Source organism: Paenibacillus solani, from assembly GCF_001277345.1.
Taxonomy (GTDB): domain Bacteria; phylum Bacillota; class Bacilli; order Paenibacillales; family Paenibacillaceae; genus Paenibacillus_AQ; species Paenibacillus_AQ solani.
The window spans coordinates 1,834,995-1,852,256 of the sequence record NZ_LIUT01000001.1; the positions used below are offsets into that span (position 1 = coordinate 1,834,995).

Here is a 17,262-nt window from a genome sequence, read left to right on the forward strand (position 1 = left end):
TCCTTTCTTCATGAGTTTTCGATTGCATTGGTCTGCATCTTATTCCAGATCCGAACCATGATCAGCGTAACCCCTGCAACCAATGCAGCCAAGATCAGACTGACAAAAAAACCGGGTCGAATGCTCTTTTCCATTATGGTACCCGTTACGGCACCCAGAAGAAGTAAGATCCCGGCACCGCCTAAAATTACATCCCATGTTTTTATTTTAAGGATCTTATATGCCGAAATGATAATGAAGGTCCAATTATACATCTGCAGGATGCCGGCTGCGGTTGTAATATATTCGTATATTTTTCCGGGTAAGAGCAGCGCGGTTATGATCGAAGCGGACAAGCCTACTGCTGCCAGCACCAGCGAGGGTAGAGGCAGCTTCTTGAACTTCTCCAGTTTCTTAGTGAATATATTCGGTGCGTCGCCATCCTTGGCCATTGTTACAAGCAAATTCACAACTGCAAACAAGGAAGCGCTCATTGTCGAAAATCCGGCCATAATAATCGCTCCATTGAATACATGGGGGAAGAAGGTTAGCGGATAGCTGGAAAGCGCGGTGACGAAGGGACTTTCTTTCTCGCTCAAGAGTTTGTAGGACACCATGAAGACAACCAGTCCGATGGAGATCATATAGATTACCGTAAGACCCAAGAGCATGACCTTGCCGGATTTCGGCGCATCCTTTTTGTTCTTGAGCTGCATGGACATTAGGCCAATCGTCTCCACCCCTCCATAAGCGTAAAAGGCATACAATAGCGAAGACCAGAAGGCTGGGAAACCTCCAGGGAATACCTCGCCGTATGAGTTCGGAAAGCCTGGCCTATCATCGCTTCCGCCACGAATCCAGCCCATGAGGGCGATAATGGAGAGCAGAATGAACATGAGAATTGCCGCCGTTTTAATGACGGCCAACACATTCTCCACTTTATCGAATCCTTTGGTACCGAGCAGCACTACACCGATCGATAATACGGCATAGATGGCAGCGAATATCCAAAGCGGGATATCGGGGAACCAGAATTTAGTCAGAATCGAAAGCGCAGTGAGCTGGCTGCCCATGATCAGGATTTTCGTGCTCCAATAATTCCAGGCGCTACCGAAACGGGCCCAGCGGCCAAAAGCTTTTCCCGCATAATAGCAAAAGGATCCTTCTTGCGGATCAGCCGTTGTCATCTTCGCCAGGAAGTGAAAGACGATATAGGTGCCGAGAGCAGCAATCAGGAAGGAAAATACCATTGAGGGCCCGGTTAGCTTAATACCGATCCCTGAGCCTAGAAAGTAGCCTGTACCAATTGTACAACCAATGCCCAGCAGAGAGAGTTGCCACCACTTCAAGTGGCCTTTGCTTTCACCATCGGATGTCTTTGGTGACTCTTTTTGATTCGTACATCCAGTTGAAGCCATAGCGCATTCCTCCTCTACGGTTAACATGTTCCTATGCTGGGCGGAGTATGCACTGCTAATGAAGTTCATAAATGTTATAGAGAGAAGCAGCTTGTCGCCCGGTTCACTAACCGGATGCAAGGCTGTTTTTTTATTATCTGAACGGCACGAGAGCAGGCGGAAGACACGGCTCAATTTTGCAAACGCATGTGAATAGTTTGCACGCCCTTAATGGATAATAAGGTTGAATTGCGAAAAAATTTCAAGCCGGTAGATATCATTCGGTGTCCTTTAGAAGCAAAGAACTAAGAAAAAATGGAGGTAAGTGTAGAATGAATCAACAACCACAAAATCATCAGAATATGCAAACAGGTACGGTTCCGCCGCAGTTGAATCATGGCGGTCATGAAATGTTTGATGTGCACGAAGTGCTGAGCGGGGCTATTAATACGATCGATACCTATACCATGCTGAGCGGGCATGTACAGGACCCGGAGCTGCGGGATATCTTGCAGCGCCAAAAGCAGTTTATGACAGAGGAATACAACATTACCCTGGAGTGCTTTAAATCAGGAATGGATCCGTCCCAACCGACGAAAAGCTACAAAATGAAACAAGGCAATGATTTTGTTTACGGTGTAAAACCAAGTCAACCGAAAAAGCCGATGCAATCTGCAGCCGAACTGACTGATGAATGCATTTCACTCAGCATGTTGAACGCAGTGAAGTCCGGCGCCACGATGAAAACCACGGCTGCGATGGAATCGACGAATCCGGTTGTCCGCCGCGTTCTTGCGGACTCTCTTCCGAATTGCATCGAGATGGCTTACGAGATCTCACTGTATCAAAATAAGCATGGCTACTATCAAGTACCACAATTATCACAACAAGACATGCAGCATATACAGAACAGCTATGCAGCTGCAGTAATCCAGCCGCAAATGCCTGGTAAACTGACACATTAATCATAGATAAGCGCCGCGTCTGTTAAAGGACACGGCGCTTTTTTTGATCGTTAACTGCTACCTGATTAACAATTGCATCGTACATACATGAAACCAGTCCGCATTATGAGCTGGTTTTTTGGTTTCTAGAAAAACAGGCGCTGAATCTGTACACTTGTGAGAAACTTCACACTATGTTACATGTATCAAATGGTTTATAATGATTAGATGACAGTAGGTATTTTCAACTTTGAATATATATTATACACTATAATATGGTTGGAATTGACACAAATGACCATGTGATTTCAGGAGACGCCTTGCTTTATTAATCACATTAAGCAAAAAGCGCCTGCCTTTTTTTCAAATATATGAGATAAGGAAGGTTATCATGAGCAACGTGGACAATAAAACGGATGTAATCTTGATTGGTGCCGGAGTTATGAGCGCCACATTAGGATCTATACTGAAAGAGTTGGTACCTGAATGGGATATCAAAGTGTTTGAGAAGCTCGGAAGCGCAGGAGAAGAAAGCTCTAACGAATGGAATAACGCAGGAACTGGCCATGCCGCATTATGCGAACTCAACTATACATCCGAGAGACCCGATGGATCTATAGATATCAGCAAAGCCATCAAGATCAATGAGCAGTTCCAGCTTTCAAGGCAATTCTGGTCCTATCTTGTGAAACATAATCTGATTCGGAATCCGCAGGATTTCATTATGCCCATACCTCATATGAGTCTCGTTCAAGGCGAAAAGAATGTAGCCTTTTTGAAAAAGCGTTTTGAAGCGCTGTCAATCAATCCATTATTTCAAGGCATGGAATTTTCCGATGACGTCGATAAATTAGAGGAATGGATTCCGCTAATTATGGACGGCCGTACTTCGAGTGAACCAATCGCCGCAACCAAAATCAACTCCGGAACGGACGTAAACTTTGGCGCTTTAACGCGTATGTTATTCGAACATTTGAAGAGCAATGACGTTGAAATCAATTACAAGCATAGCGTAAAGAATATTAAACGCACGAATGATGGCTTGTGGCAAGTAAAGGTTCATAATCTGAATACCGGGGTCATCGAATATCATACGGCTAAGTTTTTATTTATTGGAGGTGGCGGCGGAAGTCTGCCATTGCTGCAGAAAACCGGCATCCCGGAATCGAAGCATATCGGCGGTTTCCCTGTAAGCGGGCTGTTCCTGGTATGTAACAATCCGGAGGTAGTCGAACAGCATCATGCCAAGGTATACGGCAAAGCCAAAGTTGGGGCACCTCCAATGTCGGTTCCGCATCTGGATACCCGATATATCGATAACAAAAAATCATTGCTGTTCGGTCCGTTTGCCGGCTTCTCGCCTAAGTTCCTGAAAACTGGTTCGAATCTTGATTTAATCGGATCGGTAAAACCGAATAATGTGATCACAATGTTGGCCGCAGGTGTTAAGGAAATGGCACTCACCAAATATCTGATCCAGCAGGTCATGCTTTCAAATGAGAAGCGGATGGAAGAATTGCGAGAATTCATTCCAAATGCCAAGAGTGAAGATTGGGACATCGTGGTTGCTGGTCAACGCGTCCAAGTTATTAAAGATACCGATGCTGGCCGGGGAACGCTGCAGTTCGGTACAGAAGTAGTTAGTGCTTCTGACGGCTCCGTAGCTGCTCTGCTTGGCGCTTCGCCTGGTGCTTCCACTGCAGTACATGTCATGCTGGAAGTATTGCAGAAGTGCTTCCCGCAGCATATGAAAGAATGGGAACCGAAAATAAAAGAAATGATTCCTTCTTATGGCCTCTTGCTCGCCGAGAATCCTGAGTTGTTCCAACAGATTTATAATGAAACTGCTCAAACGCTTGGGCTCAGCGGCAAAGAACTGGTTTACCATTAGACTCTGGCTATCATTCCATATATAATACGAACCCATGATTCCACTTAAGGATCATGGGTTTTCTTATTTCATATGAATGATGATTCATAAATCAGGTCAGGGGGTAATGTTGAATGAACTTTTTCTGTAGAGTTAGGCAGGAGGTGACACTCGACAAATATAACTGGGTAGCCCGTTATCTGGATTCGGGTTGTCCAATATACTTATTTTAATGGATGGAGGTTTGTTCATGTATCGATTCAAATTAAACCAATCATTGAGAGTTCTGACCTCATTGTCACTCGCTATACTCCTGTTTGGGATGTCGGGCTTGTCTGCTTTTGCGGCTACGCCGGGGAAGACAGTTAATGCTTCAGCCACGCTCGCGTACAATCTTAAAGGGCTTAATCATAACGTTGCGGTTCAGAAGGCTTATATCGCGGATAAGTACATTTACGTCACCCAGCGGTCGAAGGGTACCTGTTATCTATCCCGATTGCTCATTAACGGAAAGGACGCTACATATGTTGATGAGATGACGGTTACCAATACAGGGCATTGCCAAACGCTCGATATGTATACTTACAACGGAGTAAACTATTTTTATTTCAGTTCTAAGGCCGATCCATCTACCGATTATTACTGGTCTCTCCAAGTCGCTAGACTCCAATACACAGCAGGCAAGACAGTGGATTATACGGCACTTCCGCGATTCACCTATATGAATTACGCGAATAAGACGGGCAGTCGATTAGGTGAAACTTACCGTGTTGATGGCGGTGGTAATAGTACCCACACGGTCTTCCGTGTGCAAACTGCTGAGAAAACCGTGACTTGGTCCATTTACGACACCGTTGCATTAAATAAGCTGCTGGATAGCAACCAACAGGTGCGGATGGATAGCGTGGCTGCGGTAAATGCTGCGGTCACCAGCTTTACTCAGTCCGGGAGTAATATTATCAGACCCAATGGATCATTTCAGGGAGTTGACCTGCTCGGTCAAACGAAAATATTTACCTCAGGCGGAGCAGAAGGTGAAACCCCGCAAATCGCATTGATAACAAGTTCAGGGGCTTATAAGACTCTTGTAAAGATTACGAATGTGGGCAATCATGAAATTGAGGGTGTGCAAACGAAGAATGGAAATGTGTATTTTACCATCGTGACAGATCCTGTGAACAAGAAAAACACACAAAAGATCTATTATGTTGCTGACAGCATATTTAATTAATAGATCAAGGACAGTTACTAGGCTGCCGCCGAGCTATTGCTTGGGGCAGCCTTTTTACCGCAAACAATCACATAGGATGGTAACTGCGAATTCACAGAGTGTTGCATTTCAGTATGATTGTAATCACAGTGGTGACGGAAGAAGTTTCATATACTTGAGTCATAAGAAGTGAATTTTATCACAAAACGAATCATTATAGAGGAGGCTTCAATATGAGTTCATTTACACTTCAGACTCTTGTATCCGATATTGTAACAGCTGTTCCGCAGACAGCGGATGTATTCCGATCACTTCGCATTGATTTTTGTTGCGGAGGGCAGGTGCCATTGGAAGAGGCGGCTAAACAGCGCCAGTTGGATCCTGCAGCCGTGTTAAAGCAAGTGCAATCCTTGGAGAACAAGTTTGCAGATTACCTTGAGAGCCGTCCATCGTCACTGAAGGAGGCGGAACTGATTGAATATATTCAGGAGAAACACCATGCCTTCTTGCGGGAGGAGCTACCGGCTCTAACGCCGTATGTGACAAAATTGGCCCGTGTCCACGGCGACCGCCGTCCCGAGCTTCTTGAAGTACAGAAGCTTTTCTCAGGTTTGAAACAGGAGCTTCTGGATCATACACAAGACGAGGATGATCAAGTATTTCCGCTTATCTTAAAGTTCGTCACAGATCCTAATCCTCAAACTGCCGAGCAGCTTAAGCCTCATGTGTCTGAACTGGAGCAGGAGCATGCTCAAGCCGGCCAAATACTTCAAGAGCTAAGGGATGTAACGACGGATTACGAATTGCCGGCAGATGCATGCGGAACGTACCGACTGGTTTATCAACGGCTCGCGATGCTTGAAAAAGACACCTTCGAGCATATCCATCTTGAAAACAACGTGTTGTTCGAACGTATTCGGGCAGCAGTGTAATTGAAATAGAAGCGTTTCCTCGTATATGTGAGGAAGCGCTTCTTGATTTTTTACTGGTTAGAATGTAATCGCAGCTTGGGTTAAAATAACAGGTACAGGCCGAAAATATACGACGATTACAGTTAGGTTTAATATTAGTGTAGGTATAGGGGGGATTCGCATCGATAAGCTCTACAGGAGATTAACTGAGTTAGGAGACAGAGGCCATACGTTAATTCTACATCGTCTGCTCCAAAGAACGATGCATCACGCTGCAGGAGAAGTTTGGGGAGAACAGCAAGCTTCGGAGAGCATGTATCGGCTGCTTGAAGAGGAGATTGAGTCCGTTTACAAACAGCAGATGCAAGCCGAGGAACTTCAAACGCACGTCCATGTCGTGTTCGGTCTCTCAGACGCGGGTTCACTGAAAGTAGTGCTAAGCAGGCTTGGAAAACGGGAGGAAAATAAAGTATTAGCTTTTAATGATGTTTTCTCAGTCGGCCCCATCACAGATTTGCACACGACGGAAGGACAACAGCATCGGCAAATGTGGTTAATGGAACATGACAAAGATTCCTTCTATGGAAATCTTGTCAATCAAGAGCATCAAATCATGCGTATGATCGAAAAGTTAAGGAATATACAAGAGAACAAGACGGTTGTGATTTGGTTTGCGGATAACGCACACGATCAAACGGGACTTCGCTTCGCATTGTTTTTGTTGAGGGAACGCAAAGCACCAGTGCATATTGTTAACTTGACAAAGATATTGGAAGAGACAGGATCATACGGAGAGAAGGGAAAAGCTCCTTTTGCTCAATCGTTAATCGAATACGAAAAGTACTTGGACATTGTCAGGGACTATGGTAATGGTTTTCTTCTGGATGCTAATCAAAGAGAGCAATATGTCTCCGAATGGATAGAGTTGGCCGGCCAAGACCATCTTATCCGCTTGTGGGAACAGGGGAAAGTCATAGGTGGTGATGAGAATCAACTGGATGAAGTGATTATACAATCGGTTATTGAAATGCAGGAAGGCGTGGCAGCTGATGATTTCGTCAAGGCAGGGGAAGTCCTGGAGAGAGTCATGGAAAATTCACAGCAGCTGATAAGTTATTCTTATATCATCAACCGGATCTGGTCATTGGTCAATGATGGTCACCTTATATTCAAAGGTATACCCAATATGATGCACCAGTTTTCTGTTCGTATATCTAAAGGTTCATTCTTAGCATAGAAGATATGCACCATAAACATAAACAGCGCGCATCGATGAGCAATCGTTGCGCGCTGTTTATATTTTGATCAAGACAATTGTAATTGCTAATTACCTTAGGTGAATTACTCACTGAGTAACTCCATCTTCGCGATCCTCTTATTGTACACGATCCGCGACAGTCCGACGCTGATCTCGTACAGAAGGAACAATGGCACAATCACAAGAATGTCCGATACAATGTCCGGTGGTGTAATTGTCACGGCAGTAATGGTCAACAGCAAATAGGCGATCTTCCGCATTTTAGCCAGACGGAGTGGATTCAGGATGCCAAGCGAGGTCAAGAACATGATGACCACAGGCATCTCGAACAACACGCCAAACGGAACGGTCATATGGATCATAAAGCGAAAATACTTCTCTGCTGTATAGGCTGTGATGAAGTTATCCGACAGCGAGTTCAGGAATGACAGCACCATGGGATATATAACGAAATAGCCGAAAGCAAGTCCCATAATAAACAGAATGCCGATCGCCGGGATATAGGCAAGTGAGGTGCGGCGTTCAAGGGTGCTCAAACCGGGTGCAACGAATCGCCATACCTGAAATCCAGCAATAGGCATCGTTACGGCAATGGCAATCACGCCGGCAATCATGAAATATACCCATATGACATCGGTTGGTCCGAGGAGCTGGAGCTGGCCTTCAACATCCCGGGTCAACCTTTGGTATAGCGGTTCTACATACAGAAAAGCAGCACAAAGGGCAACCAAGAAGGTGCCCAATGTGATGAGAATCCGCTTGCGAAGCTCCGTCAAGTGCTCCGTAAGATATTGCTCCGGTTGTTGCTGATCCATCATTTCAATTTATCTCCATCACTTGCATCGTCACTGGTTACCAGTTCCCGCGTTGAGTTTTTGAACTCGGCTAGCGTTCGGCCGAATGCACGACCGAGCTCGGGAAGTTTGGAGGGACCGAATATGATTAATGCGATTAACAAAATCAGAATCAGCCCCGTTACGCCTATGTTTCCGAAAGGCATGAAATCATCTCCTTCAGCTAGTTATTGGTTGGATGCCATCTGAAGCAACTCGGTTATATCCTTTGCGATCGAGCTATCCTTCGGTGAGTTGTGCAGTTTTGTGGCGATTCGGTCAATAATTACAGGTGCTTGTGGATTGGTTACCGTGAGAATATGAATTTCCTCATTAAACATGTTCTTCACCTGCTCTTTGGCTTGCGCCAAACTATCACCATCTGCAGACTTAGCACCTCTTACGCCTTGATCCGGCTCACCCTTACCTGACAATCCATAATTCTGGTTCAGAACCTTCTCTTGCATTTCGTCATACCGGTTCGAAGAAACATGTGATTCTGTTCGAGCAAGAATTACCGTGTCGTTGAGTACAAAAGCCTGAACTCCTTCAATACCGGCACTTGCAAGTCTGGATCGAATATGGGAGGAGATGCCCCCTTCGTGCAGATTGGAGGAACCAATCACACTGTACACCGACATGCCCATTCCACTTGTGGTGTTTCCATAGACATTGGTCGTTTGCGTTTTGGGTCCATGATAGTTCGGAATTACCGACGAGTCATGAAGATGCGCCGATTCGGCATTGTTTTTTTTCACGGATTGACTCTGTTGTTGTTGTTGGTTGTCTGCTGCTTGATTGGAACATGCCGTTAGAGCAAGAAGCAGGGATGAGCCCAACAAGAGACCTTTCCAACTGCCCCACAATTGATTCATAACATTCGCCTCCATCATCTTGGTATAGTTATCATGCCCGGATGGAGAATAATGTATGAATGGAATTTTGATGGGGACAATACCCATTATCCAATACATGAAAGTGAGTAGGAGGGCTCTAGCTTGAGTGAGCAAGAACAACAATCTAAACCATCGAAATCCGACCAAGGACAGACGATGTCGAGGCGGAAATTTCTGACCAACTCCGGTTATGCCGTAGGAGGCGTTGTGTTGGGCGGGGTACTTGGTTATTTGCTGCCAAAAGGAAAAAAGCAACCCGCTGCCCAGCCCGCTCCTCAACCAAATGAAAACAGAAACTTTAATGAAGCCTTGATGTTCTTCAACCAGGAACAATATATGATCACGCAAGCCGCCGTTGAGCGGATATTCCCTGCGGATGATAATGGGCCTGGGGCAAAAGAGCTGGGTGCTGCTTTTTTCATCGATCACCAGTTAGCTGGGGATTGGGGTTTCAATGCCAGAGATTATATGCAGCCGCCATTCTATGTCGGTGAGAAGACGCAAGGTTACCAGGGGCGGCTCAGAAGAAGAGAGATCTTTTATATTGGGCTCCGTGAATTGCAGAATTACAGCCAAACCAAGTATAAAAAGGACTTTCCAAGCTTGACGCCTGAGGAACAGGATGCTGTCCTGACCGCTTTTCAGAATGACGATGTCAAATTATCGACGATTTCCGCCAGCGGTTTCTTTAATCTGCTCCGCAGCAGTACCTTGGAAGGAGTCTATAGTGATCCATTGTACGGCGGAAACAAAGATATGAAGGGCTGGGTCATGAGGGAATACCCGGGCAACCAAATGTCGTATACGAATGTCATTGAGCAGAAATTTACGGTCATGCAGCCGAAAAGTCTGAGAGATCATCTATAAAACAAAGGATCGAGAGGGGTATCAACATGGCAAAAAAATTGCCGAAGACAGATGTTGTGATCATAGGTGTCGGCTGGGCAGGCGGTATCATCGCTTCAGAACTGACTAAAAAAGGACTCTCTGTTGTCGGGCTGGAGCGAGGTAAAGAACGTGTAACCGAAGACTATTACATGGCTCATGACGAGCTGCGCTATGCGCTGCGGTATGATTTAATGCAGGATCTATCCAAAGAAACGATCACGTTTCGAAGCAATGAGAAAGTTCGTGCGCTGCCGATGAGGTCATATGGCTCTTTTCTGTTGGGTGAGGGGCTTGGCGGTGCGGGTGTCCATTGGAATGGACAGACTTTTCGCTTCCTACCATATGATTTCAAAATCCGGAGCATGACAATAGATCGATATGGGAAAGATAAAATACCCCCAGGCATGACGATCCAGGATTGGGGCATAACCTACGATGAGCTTGAACCGTTCTTCGATAAGTTTGAGAAGACTACGGGCATCTCGGGTGAAGAGAATCCTATGGCAGGTAAGCGTTCGAATGCTTATCCGACTCCGCCTATGCTGCACACGCCATCCATGAAGATGTTCACGGAGGCGGCGAACAAGCTCAAACTTCACCCTTATACGGTGCCCTCGGCTAATCTGTCTGAGAATTATACGAATCCGGATGGAATATCGCGAGCAGCCTGCCAATACTGCGGGTACTGCGAAAGGTTTGGTTGTGAATATGGAGCGAAAGCCGATCCGGTCGTTACCGTCATTCCTGTTGCGAAGAAAACCGGTAAGTTTGAAATCCGGACCCTTTCCTATGTGAGAAGAATCCTTCATAAGGGTGGCAAAGCCACGGGGGTGATGTACACGGATCTTACGACCGGTGAGGAGATTGAACAACCAGCAGATATTGTTGTCTCGACAGGGTATGTGTTTAACAATACTCGGTTGATGCTGCTCTCCAAAATCGGCAAGCCGTATGACTCGGCAAGTGGAACAGGCGTGATCGGCAAGAACTACGCTTATCAGGTTATTAAAGGGACCGCAGCCGGGTTTTTTGAAGATCAAAAATTCAACTTGTATGCCGGCGCAGGGAGCCTGGGAGTCAGCCTGGACGACTACAATGGTGACAATTTCGATCACTCGGATTTGAAGTTCATCCATGGGGGGAACATCGCCCATACAATGACGGGACAAAGACCGATCCAGAACAATCCTGTTCCGGAGGGGACGCCAATTTGGGGAAAGGATTTTAAAGCGAAATCCTTAAAATATGCGAACAGTGTGCTAACCGTTGGTTCTCAAGGATCATCCATGCCATTTAGACACCACTATCTAGATTTGGATCCGACCTACAAGGATCAGTTCGGCGATCCATTAATTCGCATCACTTTTGACTTCGAAGATCAGGACCGTGAGCTAGCAAGATATCTGTCCGACCGCTGCGGAGAGATTGTGAAGGAAATGGGCGGCCAGAACATTTTGAAGTTAAAGGAATTGGGGCCTTACGAAATTACGACTTACCAGTCAACGCATAATACTGGAGGGGTTATTATGGGGGAGAATCCCGGAAATTCAGCGATTAACAACCACATGCAAATGTGGGACATGGAAAACCTGTTTGTCATTGGAGCATCCGCCTTTCCTCATAATAGCGGCTATAATCCGACAGGAACCATCGGCGCTCTCGCATATCGTGCTGCAGATGGGATAGTCGAATACAGTAAAAAGGGTAAGTTATTAGTGTAGCCTAAATAATTCACAACAGGAGGTAACGAAATGATTAAAAAGAGCTTACTGATTATGATGCTGCTCGCGGCTTTTGCCATGGTGTTCACGGCATGCGGAGGCGGGAATAATACTTCCGAGCCAGCGCCGGAGACAGGGCAAGCGCCGGAGACCGGACAAGCGCCGGCCGGAAACGAGGGCGGAGAAACGGGTGGTGACGCGACGAATGCGGAAGCTACTTCGCTATACAATGCGAACTGTATGGCTTGTCACGCAACGGATCTGTCGGGTGGAGGAAATTTCCCGAATCTGCAAAATGTAGGAGGGAAACATGACGCGGCTGAGATCGCGGGTATTATTTCAAACGGCAGAAATGGGATGCCTGCATTCAAGGGCAAGCTGACGGATGATGAAATCGACACATTGTCCCAATGGTTAGCCGCAAAGAAATAAAGCGAATAAATACAAGGGTCATCCCGAATGCTGGGATGACCCTTTTTTAGCGACATGACCTCAGAAGCACATTCAATTAATGATGATGATGCGAATGGATATCAGAGGCATCCCCTTTAATTGAGCATAATATGGATTGATCGTGTAGATGCTTCTCTGATTCTAATTGTAAAGTGACATGTTGAATCTCTTTATGCTCCAGCATATGTTCAATTTGTTGCTGTATGAGTTCGGATTCATAGATGGTTTTATTCCCATTGACTACAATATGAGCTGAAAGAGCATTGAAGTTACTTGTGATGGACCAGATATGAACATCATGGATGCCTTCGACGCCTTCTACATTTTGAATCGACTTAATAAGATCTTGCAGATCAATATGAGAAGGGGCTCCTTCCATTAGAACGTGTAGCGACGCCTTGGTCACATTATACCCACTCCGTAATACAAGAACTGCCACAATGACGCTTGCGAGAGGATCCGCCCAACCCCAGCCAAAGAACATCATCAACAATGCGGCTGCAATGGCCCCCACAGATCCGAGCATGTCACTGATGACATGCAGGTAGGCGCCGCGCATGTTTAAATTGCTATGAGTATCCCCACCGCGCATCATAATCCACGCAACAAAGATATTAACAAGTAAACCAATAACGCTAATGATAAGCATACCAGTCGTTGCAACTTCAGGAGGATTTGCAAAACGGATGACAGCTTCATAAAAAATGTACAGCGAAATCGCGATTAATGTAATTCCGTTAAGTGTTGCGGCCAGTATCTCGAATCGTTTGTACCCGTAGGTTTTTCCATGGTTTATTGCTTTCTCTCCAAACTTGAAAGCCAGAATGGCAATCCCCAAGGAGATTGAATCAGACAGCATATGACCTGCATCAGATAACAGCGCTAAGCTATTGGTAATAAAGCCACCGAAAGCTTCAACGATCATATACAAAGTGATAATAGAAAATGAGATAAACAGAATTTTCTTGTTCTTGGTATGGCCATGATTATGGCTGTGGTTATGCTCAGACATATGGAAACCCTCCACATTACATATTTGTATTTGAACAACTGCTCATATACTCATAATAATTATTTGTTATTGGTTTGTCAATCCATCTAAACCTATATTTTCTCAAATGATTCGAATTTATGAATGAGGGTTGAAGAATGTTTCATCACATCAGCATCAGGTAATCTCTAGTGGCCCTGAAGGAATGCAGGTAAACAGGTAGAATAATTCCATAATAGATGATTAGGATCATTCCAAAATTTTTAACCGGTCTACATAGAAATTCAGTGTGCAATATGGTGGATGGACTCATGGGTTCCCTCTTGACCCTGTACCTTAGTACGGGGTGTAAGATCGTGAGTGGAAGGAGGAACGGTTCATGACTCATATAACGATCGGAGAACTGGCAAAGCGCGCAGGCGTTCATCTTGAAACCATAAGGTATTATGAGCGGCGTGGATTAATTGCTGAGCCTCCACGGAACAAAGCGGGTTATCGGCTGTACAGCATATTGGATATTGAGCATATCCGATGGATCCGGCAGGCACAAGGGATTGGGTTCTCTTTGGAAGAGATTCGTTATCTAATGAGTCTGCGTATGGGAGAAGTATGGACGGAAGCAGAACTGCGTCAACATGCAGAGGAGAAGATTATGGATATTGAGAATAAGATTAAGCAACTGGAGGAGATGAAAGCTCTTCTGATTCGCACCGTGGGTCAATCGAACGAATCACATATGTCATGCCCGGTCCTCCTCACGATTACTAAAGGAGGAGAAGCCCATGAGCAAGAAAATTGATGTGTACTCTGACGGGAGCAGCTACAGTCAATCTCTCGTCAAGTTGGTTCAAGAACTTGCATGTTCGAAATGTGAGATTACGATTCACCATATTGATGAGGGACAATCCATGACACCTTCAATCTGGATGGATGGGAAGCAGGTAGATGTCACTAAGTATGAAGTGAAAAAAGCTTAAAGAATGAATGAAGAAGCTGCCGGTACGATCGGCGGCTTCGTGTTTTTGAAACATAGAAATCCATTTAAAGTATAAAAAGATTGCTGTTTCTGTTCATATATATTGCTTGACTTTTTTGTAGTGTGTAGGCGGGTACTTGACAGCCGTGTGCTATATTAAAAGAAGATGGCTTCCTCTATTATCATGACAAGCCATAACACTAAAGGTTACAAATCATACATAGGAGGCAACTCATGTTTCAGTATAGCAATCAGAATTATGAAGGAGTCAACTTCAGCACACAAGATTTAAGATATGGCGAGCTCATTAGCTGTACATTTAATCAGTGCTCGTTTACTAACGGATCACTCGAAGAGATTACATCCAGCAACTGCCGCTTTATAGAGTGTGATTTTCGCGGAGCGATGTTAAACGGTTCTATTCATACGGAGTCAGCATTTGTGAATTGCAGCTTTAACAGCGCCAATCTTTTTGTTTCCAAATTTGAAGATTGTAAAATGACAGGATCTGATTTTTCCGGATCGAATATGGATGGAATCACGATTTTGCAAGGTGATTGGTCCTATACGAATTTGAGACACTCCAGATTAGTTAAGCAAAATTTACGTTATGTGAAATTTCATGAAGCAGATCTGTCAGGTGCTAATCTGGAAAAAGCCGATTTAAGAGATTGTGATTTAAGTATGGCAATCATGGCGAATGCGAAATTACAGGATGCTGATGTTCGAGGGGCAGATATGAAAGGAGTAGATTTTACAACATTAACGATTAAGGGAATGAGAATGGATAAAGAGCAGTCCGTGTTATTCTCACTGTCTCACGGTGCCAAGGTCGATTAAGATAAAGGTTAACAAGATAGAATGAGCAGTGTTTGATTGGTAATATAAAATGGACAGCTGCTAATAGCCCATACAGAAAGGTGAAGTGAAGAGGATGATAAAGTCAAGGCAAACGATCCTGTTCCAAGGCGACTCCATAACAGATGGAAATCGGGGAAGAGACCAAGATCCTAATCACATTCATGGACATGGATATGTGTATTTGATTGCGGCTCAGCTGGGATTTGAATTAGCAGAAACTCAGCCGCTATTTATCAATAGAGGGATCAGTGGCAACAGGGTATCAGATATGTATGCGCGATGGAATGAAGACGCAATTAGTCTGTGTCCGGATTTAATCAGCATTCTGGCTGGCGCAAACGATGCAGGACGGATCATAGATGGGTCACCAGGCGGCGCTACCGACAGATTTGAAAGGGCCTATCGCCACATCTTGGAGGAAACGAAAGAAGTATTGCCACAGACAGGACTCGTATTATGTGAGCCGTTCGTGATGGAGACAGGCGCGCGAACCCTAAACTGGGAAGTGTGGCGCCAAAAATTGGATGAATATAGTCTGGTGATTCAGCAGCTTGCACGAGAGTTCGATACACTATTTGTTCCGCTACAAGCGGCGTTTGACCATGTGTCTGCACAAACAGGGCCCGATTATTGGACATGGGATGGCATACATCCAACAACAGCTGGTCATCACCTGATAGCTCAAGAATGGTTGAACGTCGTTCAGAACAGTCCATGGGCTATACGATAAATGCCGGATGACAAGAACATTGTTACATCCCCGATATGAAGTCATCGACGTCATTTAATAAAGATGATTAGGCGCTTAAACTAACGAGAAACTAAAGCTCAATAAAGACAATAAGCCCGCCGGTCAAAGTGATCGGCTGGGCTTATTTAACTCAAAGGCAGTATAGTACACCAAGCAAGCTGCGATGGGTAAGAGTGGTGTACTTAAATTTACTGTTGTCGGATAGATGGAAACTTGATACGGCTATACATGTAGTCATCCAGTGCACTCTGCAATCGGTTAAAAGTATGGCAAGAGTGCAGCACAGGTTGCACTTCGTTAGAATTTTAACGTGGTATTATCGTAATTCCTAGAACTTAGATCTTATATCTAATATCACGCTAGTATGAAAGAGAGACCCTTAATGGTTCTTTCATCTTAATTAAGTTTTAATTTGTCTAATGATGTCTTGAACATCAACAAAAGATCTTTGCTCAATAATTTTGCCTTCAGAAATACGTAATAATATCACAAGAGAAAAGCTTGCTGTTTGTCCAAATCAAATTGTGGATAAAATACATAGTCTTCATGACAAAAGTCTTTAAGTGCTTTATAGTTCTTTCTTCTATGGTTTCAAAAAATCGGCGAACTAATTGTTTATTATTGATAAACAGCCACACTTATGAAGTAAGATTCTTAAATTTTTGATTGTCGGCGTGCGGTAATTAAAAATTTTCAAGAAAGGTGTTGACTTAATATAGGGTAGGGGGGTATACTTCATTTGCGAGGTCAACTTGAACACATCCTCCAGTTCTAATAATTTTTTTAGTTTAGGTAGATACTAAAAAACCTCCAGCGGAAAGGACGAAATACAATGAAAAACATCACATTAATAGTTCAAGGCATGAGTTGCCAACATTGCGTGAATTCCATTGAAGGCGGACTTAAAGAGATTGGTGTAACTGGTAAAGTAGACCTCCAGAATGATTCAGTGGTTGTTACTTTCGATGAAAACCAAGTGACGATTGAGCAGATTAAAGAAATTATCGAAGAACAAGGATACGATGTACTCTGACGGATTATGGATTGGGTTAATTTTTTTGTTTTTATATATAGGGTAGGGGGGTATACGATAATAATTCGTACTACGAAAGGGAGATAGAAATGAAAAACATAACATTAAAAGTCCAAGGCATGAGTTGCCAGCATTGCGTAAATTCAATTGAAGGTGCTCTTAAAGAGATTGGTGTAACTGGTAAAGTGGACCTCCAGAATGATTCGGTCGATGTCTCTTTTAACGAGAGCGAGGTTACTATGGATCAAATTAAAGAAGCCATCGAAGAGCAAGGATACGATGTACTCTAA

At 44.4% G+C, this 17,262-nt stretch carries 19 protein-coding genes; 14 read left to right on the forward strand and 5 right to left on the reverse strand.

Going from position 1 to position 17,262, the window contains the following annotated elements:
• Nucleotides 1–8: 8 nt before the first annotated feature.
• Nucleotides 9–1,397 (reverse strand): amino acid permease, encoded by a 1,389-nt coding sequence (locus AM231_RS08295; protein ID WP_082341564.1) that lies wholly within the window; start codon nt 1,395–1,397, stop codon nt 9–11.
• Nucleotides 1,398–1,708: 311 nt separating this feature from the next.
• Here AM231_RS08295 and AM231_RS08300 point away from each other — a divergent pair, with 311 nt between their 5' ends.
• The 5 genes from AM231_RS08300 to AM231_RS08320 all read left to right on the forward strand — a co-directional run bounded on the left by AM231_RS08300 (nt 1,709) and on the right by AM231_RS08320 (nt 7,548).
• Nucleotides 1,709–2,341, forward strand: coding sequence for a spore coat protein (locus tag AM231_RS08300; protein WP_054402210.1), 633 nt, complete (start codon nt 1,709–1,711; stop codon nt 2,339–2,341).
• Nucleotides 2,342–2,711: 370 nt separating this feature from the next.
• Nucleotides 2,712–4,211, forward strand: coding sequence for a malate:quinone oxidoreductase (locus AM231_RS08305; protein ID WP_054402211.1), 1,500 nt, complete (start codon nt 2,712–2,714; stop codon nt 4,209–4,211).
• Between the two features lie 229 nt (nt 4,212–4,440).
• Nucleotides 4,441–5,421: a helveticin J family class III bacteriocin gene (locus tag AM231_RS08310; RefSeq protein WP_054402212.1), complete on the forward strand. Its 981-nt coding sequence runs from the start codon at nt 4,441–4,443 to the stop codon at nt 5,419–5,421.
• Between the two features lie 212 nt (nt 5,422–5,633).
• On the forward strand, nt 5,634–6,332 hold the full coding sequence (ric, locus tag AM231_RS08315) for an iron-sulfur cluster repair di-iron protein (protein WP_054402213.1): 699 nt from the start codon (nt 5,634–5,636) through the stop codon (nt 6,330–6,332).
• A 241-nt stretch (nt 6,333–6,573) separates the two neighbouring features.
• Nucleotides 6,574–7,548 carry a DUF1835 domain-containing protein gene (locus AM231_RS08320; protein WP_054402214.1) on the forward strand — a complete coding sequence of 325 codons (975 nt, stop codon included), beginning with the start codon at nt 6,574–6,576 and terminating at the stop codon, nt 7,546–7,548.
• 104 nt (nt 7,549–7,652) lie between these two features.
• Here AM231_RS08320 and tatC read toward each other — a convergent pair whose 3' ends face one another.
• Genes tatC through AM231_RS08335 form a run of 3 tightly spaced genes read right to left on the reverse strand, consistent with a single transcriptional unit; the run spans nt 7,653 to nt 9,277 of the window.
• Nucleotides 7,653–8,384, reverse strand: a complete 732-nt coding sequence (gene tatC, locus AM231_RS08325; RefSeq protein WP_054403572.1) for a twin-arginine translocase subunit TatC — start codon at nt 8,382–8,384, stop codon at nt 7,653–7,655.
• The gene (gene tatA / locus AM231_RS08330; protein WP_053493573.1) at nt 8,384–8,569 is read right to left on the reverse strand and encodes a twin-arginine translocase TatA/TatE family subunit; all 186 of its coding nucleotides are present in this window, start codon (nt 8,567–8,569) and stop codon (nt 8,384–8,386) included. Before tatA ends, tatC begins: the two co-directional genes overlap by 1 nt.
• Before the next feature lie 21 nt (nt 8,570–8,590).
• Nucleotides 8,591–9,277 carry a hypothetical protein gene (locus tag AM231_RS08335; RefSeq protein ID WP_054402215.1) on the reverse strand — a complete coding sequence of 229 codons (687 nt, stop codon included), beginning with the start codon at nt 9,275–9,277 and terminating at the stop codon, nt 8,591–8,593.
• Between the two features lie 123 nt (nt 9,278–9,400).
• Between AM231_RS08335 and AM231_RS08340 the strand changes: the two genes are divergently transcribed.
• From AM231_RS08340 to AM231_RS08350, 3 genes are read left to right on the forward strand one after another with little or no spacing between them, the layout of a single operon-like run.
• On the forward strand, nt 9,401–10,165 hold the full coding sequence (locus AM231_RS08340; RefSeq protein ID WP_054402216.1) for a gluconate 2-dehydrogenase subunit 3 family protein: 765 nt from the start codon (nt 9,401–9,403) through the stop codon (nt 10,163–10,165).
• 26 nt (nt 10,166–10,191) lie between these two features.
• Complete coding sequence (locus AM231_RS08345) at nt 10,192–11,907, forward strand: GMC family oxidoreductase (protein ID WP_054402217.1); 1,716 nt, start codon at nt 10,192–10,194, stop codon at nt 11,905–11,907.
• A 30-nt stretch (nt 11,908–11,937) separates the two neighbouring features.
• Entirely contained in the window at nt 11,938–12,339 is a 402-nt protein-coding gene (locus AM231_RS08350) for a c-type cytochrome (protein ID WP_053493569.1), read from the forward strand.
• Nucleotides 12,340–12,415: 76 nt separating this feature from the next.
• On the opposite strand, the gene AM231_RS08355 is transcribed toward AM231_RS08350, so the two are convergent.
• Nucleotides 12,416–13,372 (reverse strand): cation diffusion facilitator family transporter, encoded by a 957-nt coding sequence (locus AM231_RS08355; RefSeq protein ID WP_054402218.1) that lies wholly within the window; start codon nt 13,370–13,372, stop codon nt 12,416–12,418.
• 358 nt (nt 13,373–13,730) lie between these two features.
• Here AM231_RS08355 and AM231_RS08360 point away from each other — a divergent pair, with 358 nt between their 5' ends.
• The 6 genes from AM231_RS08360 (at nt 13,731) to copZ (ending at nt 17,262) form a co-directional block, all read left to right on the forward strand.
• Nucleotides 13,731–14,150 (forward strand): MerR family transcriptional regulator, encoded by a 420-nt coding sequence (locus AM231_RS08360; protein WP_054402219.1) that lies wholly within the window; start codon nt 13,731–13,733, stop codon nt 14,148–14,150.
• Nucleotides 14,134–14,328, forward strand: coding sequence for a hypothetical protein (locus tag AM231_RS08365; protein WP_054402220.1), 195 nt, complete (start codon nt 14,134–14,136; stop codon nt 14,326–14,328). Before AM231_RS08360 ends, AM231_RS08365 begins: the two co-directional genes overlap by 17 nt.
• A gap of 233 nt (nt 14,329–14,561) precedes the next feature.
• On the forward strand, nt 14,562–15,167 hold the full coding sequence (locus tag AM231_RS08370; RefSeq protein WP_054402221.1) for a pentapeptide repeat-containing protein: 606 nt from the start codon (nt 14,562–14,564) through the stop codon (nt 15,165–15,167).
• Between the two features lie 94 nt (nt 15,168–15,261).
• A complete protein-coding gene (locus tag AM231_RS08375) occupies nt 15,262–15,918 on the forward strand; it encodes an SGNH/GDSL hydrolase family protein (RefSeq protein WP_054402222.1) in 657 nt (218 codons plus the stop codon).
• An 853-nt stretch (nt 15,919–16,771) separates the two neighbouring features.
• Nucleotides 16,772–16,972, forward strand: coding sequence for a copper ion binding protein (locus AM231_RS08380; RefSeq protein WP_054402223.1), 201 nt, complete (start codon nt 16,772–16,774; stop codon nt 16,970–16,972).
• 89 nt (nt 16,973–17,061) lie between these two features.
• Nucleotides 17,062–17,262, forward strand: a complete 201-nt coding sequence (gene copZ, locus AM231_RS08385; RefSeq protein ID WP_054402224.1) for a copper chaperone CopZ — start codon at nt 17,062–17,064, stop codon at nt 17,260–17,262.

Excerpts from the sequence above, each read along its gene's own strand:
- AM231_RS08345 (WP_054402217.1), top strand. The coding sequence starts at position 10,192 with ATGGCAAAAAAATTGCCGAAGACAGATGTTGTGATCATAGGTGTCGGC.
- tatC (WP_054403572.1), bottom strand. The coding sequence starts at position 8,384 with ATGGATCAGCAACAACCGGAGCAATATCTTACGGAGCACTTGACGGAG.
- ric (WP_054402213.1), top strand. The coding sequence starts at position 5,634 with ATGAGTTCATTTACACTTCAGACTCTTGTATCCGATATTGTAACAGCT.
- AM231_RS08295 (WP_082341564.1), bottom strand. The coding sequence starts at position 1,397 with ATGGCTTCAACTGGATGTACGAATCAAAAAGAGTCACCAAAGACATCC.
- AM231_RS08370 (WP_054402221.1), top strand. The coding sequence starts at position 14,562 with ATGTTTCAGTATAGCAATCAGAATTATGAAGGAGTCAACTTCAGCACA.
- AM231_RS08375 (WP_054402222.1), top strand. The coding sequence starts at position 15,262 with ATGATAAAGTCAAGGCAAACGATCCTGTTCCAAGGCGACTCCATAACA.
- AM231_RS08305 (WP_054402211.1), top strand. The coding sequence starts at position 2,712 with ATGAGCAACGTGGACAATAAAACGGATGTAATCTTGATTGGTGCCGGA.
- AM231_RS08320 (WP_054402214.1), top strand. The coding sequence starts at position 6,574 with ATGCATCACGCTGCAGGAGAAGTTTGGGGAGAACAGCAAGCTTCGGAG.
- AM231_RS08365 (WP_054402220.1), top strand. The coding sequence starts at position 14,134 with ATGAGCAAGAAAATTGATGTGTACTCTGACGGGAGCAGCTACAGTCAA.
- AM231_RS08300 (WP_054402210.1), top strand. The coding sequence starts at position 1,709 with ATGAATCAACAACCACAAAATCATCAGAATATGCAAACAGGTACGGTT.
- tatA (WP_053493573.1), bottom strand. The coding sequence starts at position 8,569 with ATGCCTTTCGGAAACATAGGCGTAACGGGGCTGATTCTGATTTTGTTA.
- AM231_RS08310 (WP_054402212.1), top strand. The coding sequence starts at position 4,441 with ATGTATCGATTCAAATTAAACCAATCATTGAGAGTTCTGACCTCATTG.
- AM231_RS08350 (WP_053493569.1), top strand. The coding sequence starts at position 11,938 with ATGATTAAAAAGAGCTTACTGATTATGATGCTGCTCGCGGCTTTTGCC.
- AM231_RS08335 (WP_054402215.1), bottom strand. The coding sequence starts at position 9,277 with ATGAATCAATTGTGGGGCAGTTGGAAAGGTCTCTTGTTGGGCTCATCC.
- AM231_RS08355 (WP_054402218.1), bottom strand. The coding sequence starts at position 13,372 with ATGTCTGAGCATAACCACAGCCATAATCATGGCCATACCAAGAACAAG.
- copZ (WP_054402224.1), top strand. The coding sequence starts at position 17,062 with ATGAAAAACATAACATTAAAAGTCCAAGGCATGAGTTGCCAGCATTGC.
- AM231_RS08380 (WP_054402223.1), top strand. The coding sequence starts at position 16,772 with ATGAAAAACATCACATTAATAGTTCAAGGCATGAGTTGCCAACATTGC.
- AM231_RS08360 (WP_054402219.1), top strand. The coding sequence starts at position 13,731 with ATGACTCATATAACGATCGGAGAACTGGCAAAGCGCGCAGGCGTTCAT.